The organism is Paenibacillus planticolens (assembly GCF_013141725.1).
Taxonomy (GTDB): Bacteria; Bacillota; Bacilli; order Paenibacillales; family NBRC-103111; genus Paenibacillus_E; species Paenibacillus_E planticolens.
In genome coordinates this window covers 104,756-124,552 of the sequence record NZ_WHNZ01000081.1, presented here as the reverse complement: position 1 = coordinate 124,552, position 19,797 = coordinate 104,756, and the positions used below count along the sequence as shown (strand labels likewise).

At 47.5% G+C, this 19,797-nt stretch carries 15 protein-coding genes; 7 read left to right on the top strand and 8 right to left on the bottom strand.

Going from position 1 to position 19,797, the window contains the following annotated elements:
* Window positions 1–104 precede the first annotated feature (104 nt).
* Window positions 105–851, top strand: a complete 747-nt coding sequence (locus GC097_RS34860) for a GntR family transcriptional regulator (protein WP_171687181.1) — start codon at window positions 105–107, stop codon at window positions 849–851.
* A gap of 66 nt (window positions 852–917) precedes the next feature.
* Here the strand turns inward: GC097_RS34860 and GC097_RS31315 are convergent, their stop codons facing one another.
* The 4 genes from GC097_RS31315 to GC097_RS31300 form a co-directional block, all read right to left on the bottom strand.
* On the bottom strand, window positions 918–2,210 hold the full coding sequence (locus GC097_RS31315; protein ID WP_171687180.1) for a dicarboxylate/amino acid:cation symporter: 1,293 nt from the start codon (window positions 2,208–2,210) through the stop codon (window positions 918–920).
* A 30-nt stretch (window positions 2,211–2,240) separates the two neighbouring features.
* Complete coding sequence (locus GC097_RS31310; RefSeq protein ID WP_171687179.1) at window positions 2,241–3,665, bottom strand: NAD-dependent malic enzyme; 1,425 nt, start codon at window positions 3,663–3,665, stop codon at window positions 2,241–2,243.
* A 100-nt stretch (window positions 3,666–3,765) separates the two neighbouring features.
* Window positions 3,766–4,497: a response regulator gene (locus GC097_RS31305; RefSeq protein WP_171687178.1), complete on the bottom strand. Its 732-nt coding sequence runs from the start codon at window positions 4,495–4,497 to the stop codon at window positions 3,766–3,768.
* Window positions 4,498–6,087 (bottom strand): ATP-binding protein, encoded by a 1,590-nt coding sequence (locus GC097_RS31300; protein WP_281364414.1) that lies wholly within the window; start codon window positions 6,085–6,087, stop codon window positions 4,498–4,500.
* 100 nt (window positions 6,088–6,187) lie between these two features.
* Between GC097_RS31300 and GC097_RS31295 the strand changes: the two genes are divergently transcribed.
* Entirely contained in the window at window positions 6,188–7,252 is a 1,065-nt protein-coding gene (locus tag GC097_RS31295; RefSeq protein WP_171687177.1) for a DctP family TRAP transporter solute-binding subunit, read from the top strand.
* Between the two features lie 46 nt (window positions 7,253–7,298).
* On the opposite strand, the gene GC097_RS31290 is transcribed toward GC097_RS31295, so the two are convergent.
* The 3 genes from GC097_RS31290 to GC097_RS31280 all read right to left on the bottom strand — a co-directional run bounded on the left by GC097_RS31290 (window position 7,299) and on the right by GC097_RS31280 (window position 10,690).
* Entirely contained in the window at window positions 7,299–8,360 is a 1,062-nt protein-coding gene (locus tag GC097_RS31290) for an alpha-helical endospore appendage domain-containing protein (protein WP_171687176.1), read from the bottom strand.
* A 203-nt stretch (window positions 8,361–8,563) separates the two neighbouring features.
* Window positions 8,564–9,799, bottom strand: a complete 1,236-nt coding sequence (locus GC097_RS34855) for a collagen-like domain-containing protein (protein ID WP_312875755.1) — start codon at window positions 9,797–9,799, stop codon at window positions 8,564–8,566.
* 273 nt (window positions 9,800–10,072) lie between these two features.
* Window positions 10,073–10,690, bottom strand: a complete 618-nt coding sequence (locus GC097_RS31280; RefSeq protein ID WP_376768438.1) for a DUF6518 family protein — start codon at window positions 10,688–10,690, stop codon at window positions 10,073–10,075.
* Window positions 10,691–10,891: 201 nt separating this feature from the next.
* Here GC097_RS31280 and GC097_RS31275 point away from each other — a divergent pair, with 201 nt between their 5' ends.
* Genes GC097_RS31275 through GC097_RS31260 form a run of 4 tightly spaced genes read left to right on the top strand, consistent with a single transcriptional unit; the run spans window position 10,892 to window position 14,593 of the window.
* Window positions 10,892–11,956, top strand: a complete 1,065-nt coding sequence (locus GC097_RS31275; RefSeq protein WP_171687174.1) for an HD-GYP domain-containing protein — start codon at window positions 10,892–10,894, stop codon at window positions 11,954–11,956.
* The gene (locus GC097_RS31270; protein ID WP_312875754.1) at window positions 11,938–12,498 is read left to right on the top strand and encodes a heme NO-binding domain-containing protein; all 561 of its coding nucleotides are present in this window, start codon (window positions 11,938–11,940) and stop codon (window positions 12,496–12,498) included. The genes GC097_RS31275 and GC097_RS31270 overlap by 19 nt, the downstream gene beginning before the upstream one ends.
* Window positions 12,499–14,202: an ATP-binding response regulator gene (locus GC097_RS31265; RefSeq protein WP_171687172.1), complete on the top strand. Its 1,704-nt coding sequence runs from the start codon at window positions 12,499–12,501 to the stop codon at window positions 14,200–14,202. It abuts the gene before it with no gap.
* A gap of 22 nt (window positions 14,203–14,224) precedes the next feature.
* Complete coding sequence (locus GC097_RS31260) at window positions 14,225–14,593, top strand: response regulator (RefSeq protein WP_171687171.1); 369 nt, start codon at window positions 14,225–14,227, stop codon at window positions 14,591–14,593.
* Window positions 14,594–14,637: 44 nt separating this feature from the next.
* Here GC097_RS31260 and GC097_RS31255 read toward each other — a convergent pair whose 3' ends face one another.
* Window positions 14,638–15,183 carry a GNAT family N-acetyltransferase gene (locus GC097_RS31255; protein WP_171687170.1) on the bottom strand — a complete coding sequence of 182 codons (546 nt, stop codon included), beginning with the start codon at window positions 15,181–15,183 and terminating at the stop codon, window positions 14,638–14,640.
* Window positions 15,184–15,403: 220 nt separating this feature from the next.
* Here GC097_RS31255 and GC097_RS31250 point away from each other — a divergent pair, with 220 nt between their 5' ends.
* Window positions 15,404–19,690, top strand: coding sequence for an alginate lyase family protein (locus GC097_RS31250; protein WP_171687169.1), 4,287 nt, complete (start codon window positions 15,404–15,406; stop codon window positions 19,688–19,690).
* Window positions 19,691–19,797 lie beyond the last annotated feature (107 nt).

Below are 19,797 nucleotides of genomic sequence, written 5' to 3'. Positions count from 1 at the left end.
AAGTAATTGTGTAGATAAACGCCCACTACGCTTGATTTAAAATGTTTGTAAATCATCAAAAATGTGTTACACTCATGTTGTCAGACAGCACCGGAAATACGCACATGAAACAGAAAACAACGACGGAGAGGAATCGCGGAAATTTGGAGAAAAAATTACTGTATCTCAGAGTCAAAGAAGAGATTGAAAGAAGTATAAACAAAGGCGAACTGAAGCCGGGGGACAAGCTTCCTTCCGAGCCGGAACTTGCGAAGAAATTCGATGTGAGCCGGCCTACGCTCCGGGAGGCGCTCAAAATGCTGCAGCGGGAAAAGGTTCTCATCAGCAGAAACGGCGTCGGAACCTATGTCAACAATCGGTCGGATTTCATTATTAATCCACTGAGCAAGCTGCAAAGCGTCGGTCAGATGATCAAGAATGAAGGCTTTACGGAAAGCGAATTAGACATCAAAATCTATACTCGCGAGCCAGAAGACGATTGGAAAAAGCAGCTGCAAACGGAGGAAAAAGTTGTCATTTTGGAGCGTTCACGGACAGCCGATGGCAATAAAGTCGCGTTCTATTATAATATTTTTCCACAGAGTCTGGTTGCGGGTCATTTCGAAGGGGAATTCACCGGGGCGATCTTTGATTTCTTGAAAAGCAAAATGGGCATCAACATTGCCTACGCGATCACAGAAATCTGTGCGTTAAGCCCTTCCAAGGAAATGGATCAGAAGGCAATGAACGTGCTGGGCAATGAGATTATCTTATTGAAACAGCTCCATTTTGATGAGGACGACCGGCCTGTATTCTATTCCCTTGACTATTTGAAAAATAGCGTATTTAAATTGTTTATCAAACGCGAGTAGATGATACTCATGCAAAAAAAGCCATCCCTTAGGTCAATTTCTATGACCTTGGGATAGCTTATATTATTATGCCGGTTTTCCTGTCATCTCCAAAGCATCGACAGCCTTCTCAGGCATTTCTTCGATGACGGCATTCGGATTAAATTGATTTTCGCTCTTAGCGATAACAATCGTCGCCACACTGTTGCCGATAATGTTCGTGATCGCTCTAGCTTCCGACATGAACCGGTCTACCCCGAGAAGAAGCGCCATGCCTTCCACTGGAATGACGTTATGCGGGATGGCCGCCAGTGTTGCCGCTAAGGTGACGAAGCCCGATCCGGTAATACCTGCAGCGCCTTTCGAAGTAAGCATCAATACGCCGAGAAGTGTCAATATCTGAATCCAGTCCAGATGAACGCCATAGGCTTGTGCAATGAATAACGCGGCCATAGACAAGTAGATGGAAGTCCCATCCAGATTGAACGAGTAACCGGTAGGTACGACAAGCCCTACGACCGGCTTCGATGCACCGAAGCGCTCCAACTTTTCCATAACCCTTGGCAGAGCGGTTTCAGACGAAGAAGTTCCTAGTACTAGCAGCAATTCCTCTTTAATGAACGCCAGCAACTTCATCAAGCTGAACCCATAAAATTTACAAATAGAACCTAACACAACAAAGATAAACAGCGCCATGGTCACATAGACAGATCCCATCATTTTGCCCAGCGAGAATAAAGAATGAACGCCGAACTTGCCAATCGTGTAAGACATCGCTCCAAAAGCGGCAACCGGTGAAAACTTCATAATAATTCCCACGAGACGAAAGAAAATTTCATTCATTTTCTCAAAAAAGTTCATGACAGGCTTTGACTTATCGCCAAGTCCGGCCATCGCCAGACCGAACAGCACGGAGAAGAACAGAATCGGAAGCATATCGCCCTTGGAGAAAGCGGCCATCACATTATCAGGAACTACACCTAACAAAAAGTCCAGAAAGCCATGGCTGGTACTAGCAGCTTCTTTGGTGTACTTGGCAACGTCTTCAGCCTTTACGCCACTGGTGTTCATGCCTGTACCTGGATGAAGGACGAACATGACCGCGATCCCGATGGCCATCGCAAACGTTGTAACGATTTCGAAATAGAGCAGCGCCTTACCGCCAATGCGGCCAACTTTCTTCATGTCCCCCATGCCTGCAATACCAATCACAATCGTGAAGAAAACAATCGGGGCGATCACCATTTTGATCATTTTAACAAAAACGTCGGCGAGCATTTTCATATTTCCCGCTTGACCGGGGAAGAATTGACCAACAACAATTCCGAGCACGATGGCTATCAATACTTGTAAGGTTAAGTTTTTTCTAAGTTTCATCATACCGCACATACCTCCTCAGTTTTGACTATGCTATGTTTGCACTTTCTCCCTGCGTCTTCGCGCAACGCCATCTTCATATGCGGCTTGAATGACTGCCTCTCTAACCTTCTCAACGACAGACTGATTGAACACACTTGGAATAATGTAATATTCATTCAATTCATCTTCTTCTACGACAGATGCAATCGCTTTTGCCGCGGCAAGCTTCATATTTTCCGTCACTCTTGAGGCCCTGCAATCAAGCAGACCGCGGAATAAGCCAGGGAAACATAAGACATTGTTAATCTGATTCGGATAGTCTGAGCGGCCTGTCGCCATCACCCTGACATAGGGCTCTGCTTCCTCCGGCAGAATTTCCGGCGTAGGATTCGCCATGGCAAAGACAATAGCGTCTTGAGCCATTTTGGCAACATCCTCTTTCTTTAGGATGCCGGGACCGGATACGCCGATGAAAATATCTGCACCCTCGATGACGTCGGACAATGTTCCGCGGAGCTGCTCCGGATTCGTGCACTCCGCATACCAGCGCCAGAACGGATTGTCGTAATTCCCATCTTTCGTTATCGCACCTTGGCGATCTACGCCAATGATATTCGTCACGCCTGCGGCCATCAGCATTTTCGTGCAAGCAGTTCCGGCTGCCCCGATACCGCAAAGCACAACTTTGCAGTCCTCTAAGCGTTTGTTCACAAGCTTGACGGCATTATATAACCCGGCAAGCAGGACAACTGCGGTCCCATGCTGGTCATCATGAAACACAGGAATGTCCAGCTCTTCAATTAACCGTTGTTCAATTTCAAAGCATCTTGGAGCCGCAATATCCTCCAGATTAATTCCTCCGAAAGTAGGAGACAGCGCTTTCACAATGCTTACAATTTCATCTGTATCCTGGGTAGCCAGGCATATTGGAAAAGCATCCACGCCAGCCAGTTGCTTGAAAAGCATTGCCTTTCCTTCCATGACCGGCATCGCCGCTTCCGGACCAATATTGCCCAGTCCCAGCACAGCCGTTCCGTCCGAGATCACGGCTACGGTGTTCCGCTTGATCGTTAATGTGTGTGCCAGGGACGGCTTCTCATGAATAGCCATACATACCTTGGCCACACCGGGGGTGTACACTCTTGAAAGGTCATCCCTGTTCTTAATCGGATATTTCGGGCTTGTCTCAATCTTCCCTCCCAAATGAAGGAGAAAGGTTTGGTCTGACACATGCACAACTTTCACACCGGCTAAAGTATGAATCGCAGCCGTAATCAGTTCCGTATGTTTGTTATCGTAGACATTGATCGTAATATCCCTAACCGTCAAATTTTTATCCGTTCTAACAACGTCAATCGCAATAATATCTCCGCCTGCATCGCTAATCGCCGTAGCGATATTGCCGAACGAAGCGAGTTCCTTATCCAACTCCAGACGCAAAATAATACTTGTATTCACTCCCGAAGGAATCGACATGGGGCTACACCTCAAAACCAGATTTAAACGATAGTATCGCTTACAGGTTTCATGATATCGCTTTCAATTCAGGACGTGAAGAATTTGACCATATTGTTACTTATGGTCTTTTTGGTCTTCCTATTTTGCCATTCTCCACCCACACATATCTGTTCACCGGACGCCCGATACCGCCATATTCCAGATCCAGTTTTACTCGCCTGCTCTTCTCCAAATACTCCAAGTACCTGCGGGCCGTCACCCGGGCCAGTCCTACTCCCTCCGCTACTTCTTCGGCTGACAGGGGCTTCATCTGCTGAACGAGAAACAGCATGACCTGCTTCATCGTCAGATCCTGCAAGCCTTTGGGCAGTTCCATCTCCTCACCCGCTGCCGGCGTCTCGCCTGAAGGCAGCATCTGATGCTTCACCCGCAGCATTTGATCCAGTTCCGACTGCGTCATTCTCACATCTTTATTCAGCCTTTCTTTCATCATCCGATAATTTTCCAAAGCTTCTTTGACACGCTCATATTTAAAAGGCTTCATAATGTAATCAACGGTTCCATGATGAAGCATGCGCTGAATCGTTGGAATATCATTGGCCGCGGTAATCACCATCGCATCTACATCCAATTGCTCATTTCTAATTTGTTGAAGGAGTTCAAGTCCGCTTTGCCCGGGCATATAAATATCTAAAATCACCAAATCGGGCTGAAGCTCACGAACCCGCTCCACGCCTTCTGTTCCATTGGATGCGGTTCCGACAATTTCAAAGCCGGAAACCCGTTCGACAAATTGTTTATTTACTTCCAGTACCATTGGATCATCTTCAATCAGCACCACTTTAATCATTTAGATTCCCTCTCTTCCGATCATCGGAAAGGTCAGCATAAAGCTTGTCCCTTGACCGAGCTCTGACTCAACTTCCATATGCCCGCCGCATTTATTCACAATGTTATCAATCAAAAACAAACCGATGCCTCTGTTGCCGCCTGCTTTCGTCGAATATCCTCGTTCAAACATATGCTGCTTCGTTGCCTGATCCATCCCGTTTCCGTTATCCTCAACCATAATAGACAGCACCTCGTCATCCTGCTCCAAGGAGATAAACACTTCTTTTCTTTCTTCGTTATACTTCAAGGCGTCGAATGCGTTCTCAATCAAATTCCCCAAAATGACAACGACATCATGATGATCCAAATGCTGCGGAAACCGCATCAAGCGGCTTCCCCGATCCAAGCGCACATCTATCCCCAGTTCCTTGCCGCGGCTGATTTTCCCGATTAATAGCCCCGCAACATTCTCATCTGCGATTTTACTGGACACAAAGCTGCTTAATTCCGATTGCGCCTCCATCGTTTGAAACAAATAATCCAGCGCCTTCTGCTTATGGTCCAGCTGGATCAATCCGCCTATCGTGTGAAGCTTATTCATATATTCATGATTTTGCACCCGAAGCGCATCGACGAATGCTTTGACGCCGGTCAGTTCTTCCGCGATTTTCGTAACTTCCGTCCGATCCTGGAAAATCGCCACTGCGCCGACCGTTTGATGTCCCAGCGTAATCGGCACACGATTGCTAAAAATTTGCATGCCTCCGACATAGATCTCTTGGTTAAAAATAGGATGATTCAACTGCAAGATCTCCGGCAGCCTCGTGTCCGGCAGCACTTCTCTGATCGGACGTCCCAGAACGTCTCCCTCTATCTGCAGCATGTTTTTGGCTTTATCGTTAAAGACGGTTATGTTCTCCCACCGGTCAATCGCAATGACCCCTTCATGCATGGCATTGAAAGTAGCCGTTCGTTCGACTAACAACTGGGCAATTTCCTCTGGCTCCAATTGAAACATTTGTTCTTTAATATGGCGCGACAGCATCCATGAACCCCAGACCCCGAACAGCAAAGACAGCAGAACAGTGACGTAGATCTGTCCCCTCATTGCCAGAATCACTCCTGCAAGACCGGGCACCAGTTGTCCGGCAAGCACTACGCCAACTTGCTCATGCTCCTCATTCATGATCGGCACAAATCCCCTGATGGCTATTCCCTGCTCCCCCTTAGCCTTGGATAAATATGTATGCTCTGCAAAAGCCGAGTGTTCATCACTCCCCTGCGATACTTCGCCGATCCGACTGCTTACAGGGTGCGACCAGCGTATGCCCTTCATATCCATCACAACGATATAATCCACTTCGTTAATAATTCGAATCCGCTCCGCGATTGAATTAATTTCCTGATGGTTTCCTCCCGTTGACACCCCATTGATAATCGAGGGAAGCTGAGCCACCGTTCTCGCAGTTACAAGCAATCTTTGCCCCATTTCTTCTTCCTGCAGGTGCACCACGCGTCCAATCAAAATGATGCCCCCAATACATATCGCGAACAAAACGATGCCGAAAGTCAGAATCGTTATTTTCCAATTCATGCGAAGCGCCTTCATCTTCAGCAATACGGTTCACCTTCTTCATACAGGTCGTTTCATTGTTCATCATACAATATGTTACACTGATTTTATACTTTAAAGACTAACGGGGGAAAATATGAGAACGATTTCAGGAATCGCTTTATTTATTTTGGCTGGCCTCCTTACGGCGGTAGGAATCGGATTCTCGTCTCAATTTAATAGCGGTCCCCTTGCTTATGACGATGAGCAAACCGGACTTCGCGAACAAACGCTCATTCGATTTAGCTTCGTTGTTGCCGAGAACACACCTAAAGGACTAGCCGCGCAAAAATTTGCCGAAATCGTGAAACAAAAAACAAATGACAGTATCAAGGTAGAACTTTACCCTAATGGTAGCCTATACAATGAAAACGACGAGATGGAGGGATTGCGGCGAGGCAGCGTCCAGATGATAGCCCCCAGCTTCTCAAATATATCGGAGGTTGTCCCTGAGTGGATGGTGATGGATCTGCCTTTTGCCTTCCAAAATGAGGATGACGTGGAGAAAGCATTTCGAGGTAAAATAGGAGCCTTATTGCAAAAAAAGCTGGAATCAAACGGCATGGTGGGCTTAGGTTTTTGGTCCAACGGGTTTCAGCAGATGACTTCGAATCAGAGGCCGCTTATTCATCCAGAAGATTTTCAAGATTTAAAATTCAGGATTTTACCCAGCAAAGTCATTGAATCCCAATTCAGACTGCTAAAGGCCAGAACCTCCCCCATCCCTTTTAATCAAGTGTACCGCAGTATGGAATCCGGTATTGTCGATTCGGGTGAAAACACCATTTCGAACATCTACTCAAGAAAGCTCTACCAGGTTCAAAAGTATATGACTATTAGCAATCATGCCTTTCTAGGCTATGGGGTTCTGATGAATAAGTCATTCTGGAACAATTCGCTAACGTCCACACAGAGACAGGCGATCACTGAAGCTATGCAGGAAACGACCTTATGGGCTAATCAGAATGCCATCGCCATTAATCAAAAACAATGGGACGAGCTCAAAAAAATGAACCAAATGGACATCCACACCCTGACTAATGATGAGAGGTATGAATGGCAGCAGGCTCTTGAACCCGTCTATCGTGAAGCTCAAATTTATATCGGCAAGGAACTCATAGACGCCGTCAACGAACTGAGAGGCAAGAAAGGTGCAGAATGAGCGATTAAGATCACCTAAGCTCCGCTTAATAATTCCATACATGCACCTAATTTAATTTTTTAATGATAATTGAAGCGTTAACGTTTGTTGCCGTACCTCCCGCTAAAGTCTGAAGGGTTACTGCGGCGGCAGAAGTATGATTGTTCAGAGTAAGCGTATCGCCGGCTGCTATGGTGATTATTGCTTGCCCATTGTTTTGCTGAGTGCCCGCACCGGAACCATATACAGTATTCAGAACCGGAGCACTGTTTAAGAATATAGTAAATTGGTTTGGTTCTACGCCCGAAACAGAGAAAGCAAACTCGTAATCACCTGGCGTGGAAATAATAATAGCAGAGGCTCCAGCAGTATGACTGATTCCTGCTGTAAGTATACCATTTGAATCAAAAAGGATAGGAGCTTCTACTGCTACAGTTTGAGCGCCAAAATTATAAATGTATCCGTATTCGGCGAGTCCACCTGCCCCTGTCGCTCCCGTGGCTCCTGTAGCTCCTGCAGCTCCCGTGGCTCCTGCGGCTCCTGTGGCTCCCGTAGCTCCTGCGGCTCCCGTGGCTCCTGCGGCTCCTGTGGCTCCCGTGGCTCCTGCGGCTCCCGTGGCTCCTGCGGCTCCTGTGGCTCCTGTGGCTCCCGTGGCTCCTGCGGCTCCCGTGGCTCCTGCGGTTCCTGTGGCTCCCGTGGCTCCTGCGGCTCCCGTGGCTCCCGTAGTTCCTGCGGCTCCCGTGGCTCCCGTAGCTCCTGCGGCGCCTGTCGGTCCTGTAGGTCCCACGGCCGGCCCTCCCGTCGGACCTGTTGGTCCTGGAGGTCCCACAGAGATTGGCGTTGAAAGTATACTTTCCAGTTTGGATTGGAGTAGAAATTCTTTTTTGGCAACCGTATTAATTGTACTATTTACACTGCTATTAATTAATAAAATATCACTGATTGTGGCCGGGGGCCCCGATAACCCCGGAATTGTTCCTAAAACGTACTGCAGCTTTTCACCTTCCGCATTGAGAATGTGGCTTAAGCCTAATTCTTCCATTGCGATTGACGATAACAATAGATTTATCGCTTGATCACGAGTAACTGAAATGTTAGGTGAAATATTAGGTATATTGGCTTGTGACATGCTTGTAACCTCCTTTCGATATTAATAAAATATTCTTACAATCCTTAATGGTGAGAGAATGAAAATCTTTTTCGCCTATATTTTTAGCGGAATTATTTGCAACTTTCAAGTAAAGAGAAGTTAGTTGAATAAAAGGCAGCGTCAGTCTATTTACAGACCGAGGCTGCCTTTGTCTTTTATTTATATGAGTCTAAATTAATTATTTAAGAAGGAGTATAAGATAGACTGGCGCTAAACGAGAGTTGGGTGATATCTGCTGCTGAGGCATCCGTCGACGCAAGCGTCCTTACACGAATACCAATACGATCACCCGCAGCGACTACTAATGATCCACCAACATTTAAATTCGTTGCGGTACGGAAAGTACCAGCAGTAATGACCGTATTCGGGAAACCGAATGTAACCGAACTAGTCAACGGAGTTGTCAAGTAAGCTGAAGAAATATGATCGATTCCATTATTAGGTGCTGACGGTGCGAGGAATACTGTAAAATCATATTGAAGACCGAGAGTATTGATAGAAACCACAGAAGCAACCAATAAATCCGCACTTATTTGTAAATTCTGAACGGTACCCGCGAAGGGAATTGGGAAAGCAAAACCACCTGCTTCGGGTGGCATAGTTGATTCTCCGGAACCATCAATAACTTCAACCGTGTGATTGCCAAAACCCATTAAAATCGGAGCGGCTGATACTACTGTAGCACCACTCAGGATGATCCCTGTTGAAAATGGAATTATTCCTGCACCCCCAGCTGGTCCTGTTGAACCCGTTGCCCCAGCAGGACCAGGTATACCTTGCGCTCCCGTTGCTCCGGCTGCTCCCGTTGCCCCAGCAGGACCAGGTATACCTTGCGCTCCCGTTGCTCCGGCTGCTCCCGTTGCCCCAGCAGGACCAGGTATGCCTTGCGCTCCCGTTGCTCCGGCTGCTCCCGTTGCCCCAGCAGGACCAGGTATGCCTTGCGCTCCCGTTGCCCCGGCAGCTCCCGTTGCCCCAGCAGGACCAGGTATGCCTTGCGCTCCCGTTGCTCCTGCTGGTCCCGTTGTCCCAGCAGGACCAGGTATGCCTTGCGCTCCCGTTGCCCCGGCAGCTCCCGTTGACCCAGCAGGACCAGGTATGCCTTGAGCTCCCGTTGCTCCGGCTGGTCCCATTGCCCCAGCAGGACCAGGTATGCCTTGAGCTCCCGTTGCTCCGGCTGGTCCCATTGCCCCAACTGGTCCTCTTGGCCCAGAAGGACCTTCTGCCCCAATGGGGCCTCTCGGTCCTACTGCTCCAGCTGGACCAACCGGTCCTTGTTGTCCCATCGCTCCTGCAGGTCCAGGAACCCCCTGAGGCCCTTGTGGTCCTTGTGGTCCTCTTGGTCCCGGAGGACCTCCGGCAGGACCAGTTGGTCCTTGTGGTCCCGTAGGGCCAACAACCGTCGGAGTTGTAATGTTCACTTCAGGCGGGGGACACTTTACGTGAATTATTTTTTTAACTACCCGCAGACAACGTTTCCTTTTTTTGCCTTTCGGAGGGCAAATAATTATGGTTTTCTTTTTACATCGTTTTTTATCATCATGACAACTCAATAATGACACCTCCCTATAGAGATAGTTCAGTGTACGCGAGTCGTTTATTTTAGGCATGGACTAATTGCCTGGTTTAAGAGCTAGATTAAGAATATTTTTGGAAAAAATAGGTTAATGATAGGGTAGTTCTGTACCTTGGTTTCAAGTCGTTAAATAATATAAGATCTGATACCCGATCAACCCTAATATAATAACAGGCAGCATGACAAGGAAAGAGGCGGTGCGTTCTTTAGTAGAACGTTCCAATACAAGGACAAGAACAAAGCCAACAATGATTTGGGTTACACCAACAGCTAGCATATGGCGATAAGCATCTATATGTATAAATAAATGCAATCCTTCGGTAATAAATACACCGCCAATCAAGGCACTTCCGTATTTATGTTTGCTTCCTATATCGCGGCTCCATAAATAGCCTGCAATTCCAAAAAGAATACCGCCGATCATAGCTGCTCCCAACCAAACCATAATAAAATATAAAGAGTGAGCGACGCCGTGAATCATCATCGAATAACCGTAATATCCTGCTACCATTCCGATAAGTGATAGGATGCTGGCAATGGCAGACCTGGTTTTCGTGGAACCAAGTGCCCCGACGAAGAAAGCCGGAATCAACCATACTGTGCCTGAGTTTGCAAGTGAATTCCAATTTCCCGGGAGTACACGTTGGCCTAACACGGTAAGAATTCCCACGATGATTCCAGCCGCAGCCGAGAACATCAGATACTCCAGAGAGTTCATCCTTTTCAAACGATTCATCTTGTTTCTCAATGATCTTTCCTCCCAGTCGCTTCAGAATCCACCGGTCATTATTATCCCCATTTTCTGTATAACCTAATAAATCAGCTTCGAAGTCAAGCTTTTTATTTTACAAAATTCGACAAAAGCGGATAGCCGAAAACTTACATATTATGTTACTATTGTACCTATAAGTTTGATAGTGTGGAATGAGGTACAACAATGGATGAGACTTGGATGCAAAACGCACAATTTCTGATTATCGATGATCAGGAATACAATATTAGCTTGCTGGAACGTATCTTACGCCGGGCGGGTTTTAACCATTTGCATTGTACGACGGAGCCCAAACGTCTAGAGGACCTCTTTGAGGAGGTCAAGCCCGATATTATTTTATTGGATCTGCATATGCCGGAAATGGATGGGTTCGCTGCTTTGAAACGGTTGAAAGAGCTTGTTCAAGATGTCAATTACCTCCCCATTCTCGTCCTTACGGCAGATGTCACGCAAGAGGCCAAGAAGGAGGCCTTGCACCTGGGCGCACATGATTTTCTCACCAAGCCTTTGGATAAAACGGAAGTCGTCCTGCGCATAAATAATTTGCTCAAAACACGTTTCTACTACCTTCAGCTTCAAGATCAGAACTATCGGCTGGAGCAGCGGGTCCGGGAGCGGACGTCCGAATTGGAACAGGCTAAGCTGGAGATTTTGCAATTGCTAGGGCGCGCTTCCGAATTTCGCGATGATCAGACCGGACAGCACACCCAGCGCGTAGGCAAGATGGCCAAAGAGATCGCCGAAGCATTAGGATTGCCGAAGCACGAAGTAGATCTTATAGAACGTGCTACGCCGCTGCATGATTTAGGGAAAATCGGTATCCCCGATGACATTTTGCTCAAGCCTGGAAGATTCACACCTGATGAGTTCGATCATATGAAAACCCATACGACAATCGGGGCAAGCATCCTGGAGGGCAGCCTCTTTCGCGTCCTGCAATTGGCTGGAACGATTGCCTTGTCACACCATGAGAAATGGGATGGCACAGGCTATCCGAACGGTTTAAGCGGGGAAGACATTCCGCTGGCTGGACGCATTGTGGCGATTGCGGATTTCTACGATGCGCTAACGCACGAGCGTCCCTATAAGCCGGCATGGTCAGAGGAAGAAGCATTGGAAGAAATACGGAAGCAGCGCGGCATTCATTTTGACCCGAAAGTCGTTGACGCCTTCATGGGGATTTGGCAAAGGAACAGCAATTCAAACTTGAAATGGACGGTGTTAGGATGAAAGGCATGGTGTTTACTTCTTTTTTGGAAATGGTTGAGAATAAATTTTCCCTGCATATCGTCGATCAGATTATTGAGAATTCCGATTTGCCGTCAGGCGGCAGTTATACGTCAGTCGGTACATATGGACACCATGAAATGATTCAGCTTGTCGTTCAGCTCAGCCAACGGACCAACATCCCAGTTGCCGACTTGGTGCGCACCTTCGGTGAATATTTGTTCACCCAACTGATCGAACTTCATCCTCAATTCATCCAGGAAAACAGTTCGGTCTTCAGTTTCCTGCAAAAGGTAGACAGTTATATCCACGTTGAAGTCCGGAAGTTGTATCCAGGCGCAGAACTGCCCGCTTTTGAGTATGAAACGCCCGTTCCGGGAACGCTCATCATGTCCTATCGCTCTTCACGGCCTTTTGCCGATTTGGCGGAAGGACTTATCAACGGATGTATTCAATATTACGGCGAAAACATTAACATGGTGCGTGAGAATTTAGACGAAGGTACGGCAGCTCGATTTATTTTAACGGAAGCGGAAGTGAAATAGATGCAAGAGCCGCAGGAACTCGATGTTCTGCGAAGACAGTTGGAACGGGAAAGGAAAGCCCGCAAAGCTGCAGAGCAGATTGCCGAGGAGAAAACCCGGGAAATCTATTATGTCAATCAAGAGCTGCGACAATTAAACGACCAACTGGAAGAATTGGTGAAGGAACGCACGGCCGAGCTATCCAAAGCGCGCGATGAAGCCGTTGAAGCCAATCAAATCAAAAGCCAGTTTCTGGCCAATATGAGCCATGAATTGCGCACGCCCCTCAACGCCATCATCGGGTACAGCGAAATGCTCAAAGAAGATGCTGAGGATTTAGGCGAACAAGTTTTTGCAGATGATCTGGGCAAAATTCATCATGCTGGCAAACATTTGCTGACGCTTATTAACGACATACTGGATCTGTCCAAAATCGAAGCCGGTAAAATAGACTTGTACCTGGAAGTTTGCGACATACCGATACTTTTGAAAGAAGTATTAACCACCGTCACTCCGCTTATCGAGATGAATGGCAACCGCCTGGAATCGGCTTTCCCTGAAGGCGAGATGAAAACGGACATCACCAAATTGCGTCAAGTGCTGTTTAATTTACTGAGCAATGCCGGCAAATTCACAAGGAACGGAACGATACGGCTCAATGTCCGGCATGAAACGGAGAATGAACGTCCTGGCATCGCCTTCCGTATTCAAGACACAGGCATCGGTATGACCCCTGAGCAAATCGAGCATGTATTCGAGGCTTTCAAACAAGCAGACTCATCAACAACGAGGAAATATGGTGGTACAGGGCTGGGGCTGGCGATCAGCCAGAAGCTGTGCCATGTGATGGGCGGCAGCATTACAGTTGATAGCGTCTATAGTCAAGGTACAACCTTTACTGTCTGGCTGCCCATCCTTGAAGGGGATACTGTGCAAGATCCGCTAACGGATGACCGCGATCAGACGCTGGAGGGTAACCGCACTGTGCTCGTCATTGATGATGACCCGAGCATGCTGAAGTTGATGCAGCGGTTTCTTCATAAAGAAGGATGTACAGTAGCGCTGGCCCAAACCGGTCAAGAAGGAATTCGATTGGCCAAAGAACTGCATCCCTCCTTGATCTCCCTAGATGTGCTCATGCCGGGAATGGATGGTTGGTCCGTGCTGACCACGCTTAAGAATGACCCTGAATTAGCCGGTATCCCTGTCATCATGATGACCATGACCGATGATAAAAATTTGGGTTATGCCCTCGGTGCCTCCGAGTTTTTGATCAAACCGATTCATCGGGAGAAATTAATTCCGATATTGGATAAACACATTCCGGAGCGACAATCCAACGTTGTATTAGTCATTGAAGATGATGTGACGACAAGTCAAATGATGACTCAGATGTTGGAAAAAGAGGGCTACATAGTGGCTAAAGCGGCAAATGGCCGTGCCGCCTTGCAATCCATGTCGCAATCGCTCCCCCAACTGATCCTGCTTGATTTAATGATGCCAAAGATGGATGGCTTCGAATTCGTCACGGAACTGCGAAAAAACGAAGATTGGCGGCAAATTCCAATCGTGGTCGTGACAGCAAAAGATATTACCTCGGAAGACCGCATGCGCCTTAACGGCTATGTCAAAAATATTATTCAAAAAGGCAGCTTTAAACGGGATGCCTTATTGCTTGAGATCCGCAGGCTGATGACTGACGCTAAGGATGAACAGATGATCTGAGATAACAATGGGGAAACTAATCATGTATAAGATTCTTTTGGTAGAAGATAACGAAATGAACCGGGACATGTTATCCCGCCGTTTACTGCGCAAAGGGTATGAGGTCATCATGGCCGAGGATGGACAGCAAGGCGTCGACTTGGCCAGGACCGAATCGCCGAATTTGATTTTGATGGATATGAGCCTTCCCGTATTGGACGGCTGGAGCGCCATCCGGGAGCTGAAAGCATCGCCGGAGACGAAAGAAATCCCTATTATTGCGCTAACCGCCCACGCGATGGCGTCGGACCGGGAACAGGCTTTCGAAGCAGGCTGCGATGATTTCGATACGAAGCCTGTGGAGTGGAGCAGGCTGCTGGAGAAGATTATGAAATACTTGAAAGAAGCATGAAGAAACGGCTCTGACGCAGGAACTGCGGGCAGAGCCGTTTGCTTTTACCCATTCAACCTTCCCATAACTATGGTACTATAGTAGTTTCCATCCGATAGAAGTTTGTCTTTTTTTAGAACGCCCTCTACTTCAAAACCATGGTTTTGATAAAGCTTTATCGCTTTTTCATTCGTTTCGAGCACATGCAGCGAGATTTTTTTGATTCCATTGGAATCCGCCCAATGAATAAATTCTTTTAAGAGGTTTTTTCCTATGCCAAATCCCCAATAGGCTTGTAAGATACCAATGCCAAATTCCACTTTATGAGACGTTCTTTTCAATTTGTTTCCTGCGCCTCTTAGAAAACCTACGATTTTATCATTCTCTTCAGCAACCAAAAATAGGTTATTACTAGCTTCAGTATCCTCTTTAATCAGCTGTTTAAAACCAGATTCATCCATGAATGCTTCGCCTTTTTCCCGGTCGAAATTTTCTGTTTCCCCGTCGATTTGCAATCGGACTTCAGACAGCTGTTTCGCATCTTTTTCTACGGCAGACCTAATCGTATACCGTAAATTATTCACATCAAATTGTTTGGGAGCAACCCTCATTTAATTCTCTCCTTATCGGTGCCTGAACTTCTAAAACAGCTCAATTTTACCATGGATTAGGAGCAGGTCGTCCACATTTTTGCTAATACCCAAAAAAACATCAAAAAAATCAAAAATTAATACAAAGACGCCAAAAGGAGTTTAGGTTATAATCGAATAGAAAGCGCTTACATATGCGCTGCATCAAGGTACAAATCAGCAACTAACTGGAGGGTAGAATATGGGTCTGTTACATCGTTTTACAAGCAAAATGAGCGGCCTGCTCGTCCTCACTCTTTGCATCACCCTGCTGGCTCCCGCAGGATGGGTAACCCCACTCGTCAAAGCGGATTCCGCAAATTTGGTGCTTGGCGCGACGATTGCCGGCGGAACGGGAGTGGGATTCAGCTCTCAAGGAGTATCGAATACCGCAGCCATGGCCATCGACGGCAGCAGTTCGACCGTATGGCAGCCGAACTCAACCGACCGCGACGTTGCCAAGAGTCCGAACGGAGCTTGGTTCATCGTCGATTTGGGGACAGCAAAAACGTACAATAAAGCTGTCTTTCAACTGCCTTTAAGCAATGGCGTAAAAAATGTCAAAATCGAGTATTCGAACAACACCTCGACTTGGACAACCGCCTACGATGCCGCCGTAGTCAATAAAGGAACGAGCACCAAGACAGAAACCGTGACGTTTCCTTCTGTAACAGGGCGATATGCAAAAGTATCGTTCAGTTTCTCCAACGCTACGCCGAATTTTCAGTTAAGCGAGCTTGAATTGTATCTTGTTCCGACCGGCCCCACCGAACCCGCTCCTGTCCCTTCCGTTTTTGCAACCGGTGGTGACAAGTCGGCCGTAGTAACGTGGGAGAACACGCCGCAGGACCCTAAATTTTTGGATGCCGTGGCGACCGTTGTCACTGACGTGAACGACAGCAGCAGAAAGATGACGGTAGCCGTGGGGACGAATTCCACGACATTTACCGGCTTAACTAACGGACAGTCGTATACCTTTGCCCTCCAAAACGCAGCAAGCGATAACAGTTTGAGCAAGTCTGTATTTGTTTCTGTCGTGCCGGGTGTTGCCCTTTATCCGAATACTCTTTTATATAACACCAATCAAATGATTACCGTTAAAAATAAGCTTTCCGCGCCAGGAAATACGGATTATACCGATGCCGTTAATAAATTGCGCAGCGATGCGGATCTGGCTTTAACCAAAGGCCCTTATTCCGTCATGAATAAGACCGGTTTGGCTCCTAGCGGCAATAAACACGACTACTGGAGTGTCGGCCCGTACTGGTGGCCGGACCCAACCTCGCCGACCGGGCTGCCGTATATTAACCGAGACGGCCAATTTAATCCCGAGGGATATACGAATAAATACGATAAGCAAAATTTCATCGATCTTCGCGATGCGGTTTCTACGCTTGCGCTCGCTTATTATTTTACCAATGATCCAAATTACGCTGCGCGAGCTGCCCTGCTGATCAAAACGTGGTTCATCGATCCGGCTACTAGCATGAATCCAAACATGAACTACGCCCAAGGTGTTCCCGGAGCCGAGGACGGCCGCAAGGAAGGCGTTCTGGAATCCGATAAACTGCTTGAAATTATTGATGCTATTGAACTGATTTCGAATTCCCCGAGCTGGACGGCTGGTGATACGCAAAGCTTCAAAAATTGGCTGTTCCGGTATACGAATTGGCTTGCAACCAACCAACTCGCGCAAGACGAGAAAAACTCGCTTAATAATCATGGTGCCTGGTACGATATCCAATATGTCGATTATTTGCTCTATTTGGGAAAAAAGGCGGAAGCGCAAGCTTACTTACAGAACACAACCATTCCGCGCATTGCCTATCAAATCACTTCCAACGGCACGATGCCGGCGGAATTGAGAAGAACGCGTCCGTTCCATTATTTCTTGTTTGATTTGATGCCGTTCTCCATGTTGGCGATTTTGGGAGATAAAATTGGCGTCGACGTATGGAATTCCAGCGGCAATATCAAGAAAGCATACGATTTTATCGCACCGTACATTGTGGACTTTAGCAAGTGGCCTTATCTGGAGACGCTTCCGCAGGACGATGAAAGTCCATTCGCCAAATATTTACGGGAAGCCGCCGTCGTGTTCGGTACCGATGCATTGCGCAGCACGGCCGACATTATGGAAAAAGCGTTGACGCCAGACCAGCCAAACACCAATCGCGCTAATCTTGTATCGCCCGGCATCGAACCGTTCGGTCCGCACAAAGAGTTCGTTGCCTTTGGCTTTCAAGGATTGTATACACCGGTTCAAGGGGCCATTCAGACCAATGACGAGATCCTAGTCACCGTTCCGAAAGATACCGTTTTGACCGGTTTGGTTGCAAGCTTTACGATCACCGGCGCTAGCGTGAAGGTCGGCTCAGTCACACAAGTGAACGGTGTTACGCCGAATGATTTTACAAATCCGGTCGTATATACCGTCGTATCGCCTGGCGGCCAGACAAGAAACTATACGGTAAAAGTCGTAAAGTCCAGCTCCAATTTGCCATTTACGATGTATGCCGTTGGCTTCAACGATTATCGACAAGATCCGTTTGTAGAAGCCAAGCTCAAGGAGGACAGCGCTTATAACAAAAATTTATTTGATGTTATCGCTCCGCTGCCGCAAGCCGCATCGGATTTCGAACCTTTTACTTGGTACAAAGGGTTCTACAACAACGGCACCTTAGTTTCTCAAGCGCAAGTCTTTATCAAAGACGGAAACTCGCAGCATACGCAATCGATGCCGGCGGCCATCAGGCTTTTGAAAGATAGCAATTTCGGATCGAGTATTACGGCCAATGTGGACACAACGAACTATGCCAACATTTCCGGCAGTTTCTTCGCCAGAACTCAGGATCAGAACACCAGCACAGGGTATAAGCTTTATACCGAATGGTCGGTGGACGGAGGAGCAACCTGGAATGTAGCGAATACGCTCGTTCGCGACAGCAGCAATACGACGCTGACCGACTCTTACAACAACATTCCATTCGCTTTTTCAATTAATGATTCTAGAGCGGATAACAACCGGAACTTTCTGCTCAGGTTCAGGCTGGATAAGTCCAGCGCAGGCTATATGAATTTCGACGATCTGCAGCTGTTCGGCGCGCCCATTTACGATTTGAGCCAAAAGGATCTGACTTCATTCAGCTTCCAGACTCTAAGCCTACCAGTAACCGGCATCATCAAAGCTAACAATGATATCGTGTTGACCGTGCCTAAGGGAACGGATGTGACCAAGCTGACAGCCTCGTTCTCCACTACCGGGGAAAGAGTTCGCGTAGGGTCCAAGATTCAGGATAGCGACAATACCGTCAATGACTTCTCCTCGCCGATCGTTTTTACGGTGGATGCGGGAGACGGCTCATGGAAAAATTATACGGTTAAAGTAAGCATAGAACAGCAGACGCCTGCTGACATCGCAGCAGGAATTACGTTTATTGAGGCGCCGGATCAACATGCCGTCAAGCTAGCGCTCCCTTCTGTTCCTGACGGTTATACCATCACCATCAAGAGCTCGGACAGGCCGGACATCATTTCCCTGGATGGAACAATTATTCCCCCGAACGCCGACACGACCGTAACGCTGGTGTTGGAAGTCACCAGAACATCAGACGGTACTAAAGCAAGTACGATTAGCATTCCTGTTGCAATTACTGCAGCCAAAACCGTTATTGCGACATTAACAGGTTCCGGCAGCGTAATTGCCGGTGGTTCGTTCGATCTGACTTATGGATTGGCGAATGTCACAAGCCGTGTTTATGCGCAGGATTTCACATTCACGTATGATCCGAATCAGGTGGAATTTGTCTCAGCAGCATCTGTTAAGGCTGGATTCCAGCTTGTGGGTCAAAGTGAAAAAGCAGGCGAAATCCGGTTCATTGCTGCAAGTTTAGGCCCTGAAATGGCTGTGGACACAAGCGGTGACCTGCTTCTTCTCCACTGGAGAGCGAAATCGGCAAGTACGAGCGCAGCAATAACTGTGTCTAAGATACTCATCTCGAACGGGAATGGGTTGGAAACATCGGTAACGGGTGCTTACCACCCTATCACCATTTTGACAAATGTAGATAAGGCGGCATTGGATGCTTTAATTGGAAATGCACAAAGCGTTTATCATGCGGCAGTTGAAGGCACCCATATCGGCCAATATCCAATAGGAACGAAGGCGCTCCTTCTCGCTGCCATCAACAGCGCTCAAGCCGTTTCCGGCAATCAAAATGCTGCGCAGCAGCAAGTTGATCAGTCTGTAGCTGCGTTGCAAGCGGCGCTGCAAGCATTCACGGCTTCCGTCATCGCACCGGCACCGGGAGATTTGAACGGAGACGGGAAAATTACGATCGGAGATTTGGCGATTGTAGCGAGCTGCTACGGTAAAACTTCCGCCGATCCGAACTGGAATCAGTATCGGATAGCGGATATGAACAACGATGGTAAGATAGACATTTTCGATCTTGCGTTCATAGCTAGTAAAATTCTTTCATCCAACTGAAGAACTTAGGAGGAGGGCAGCGATGCCTTCCTCTTTTTGTTTTCGCGAAGGAACACCCCGCTTAACGCTTACCTGCAACTAGAAAGTTGGCTTGGGAGCGGCTTGCG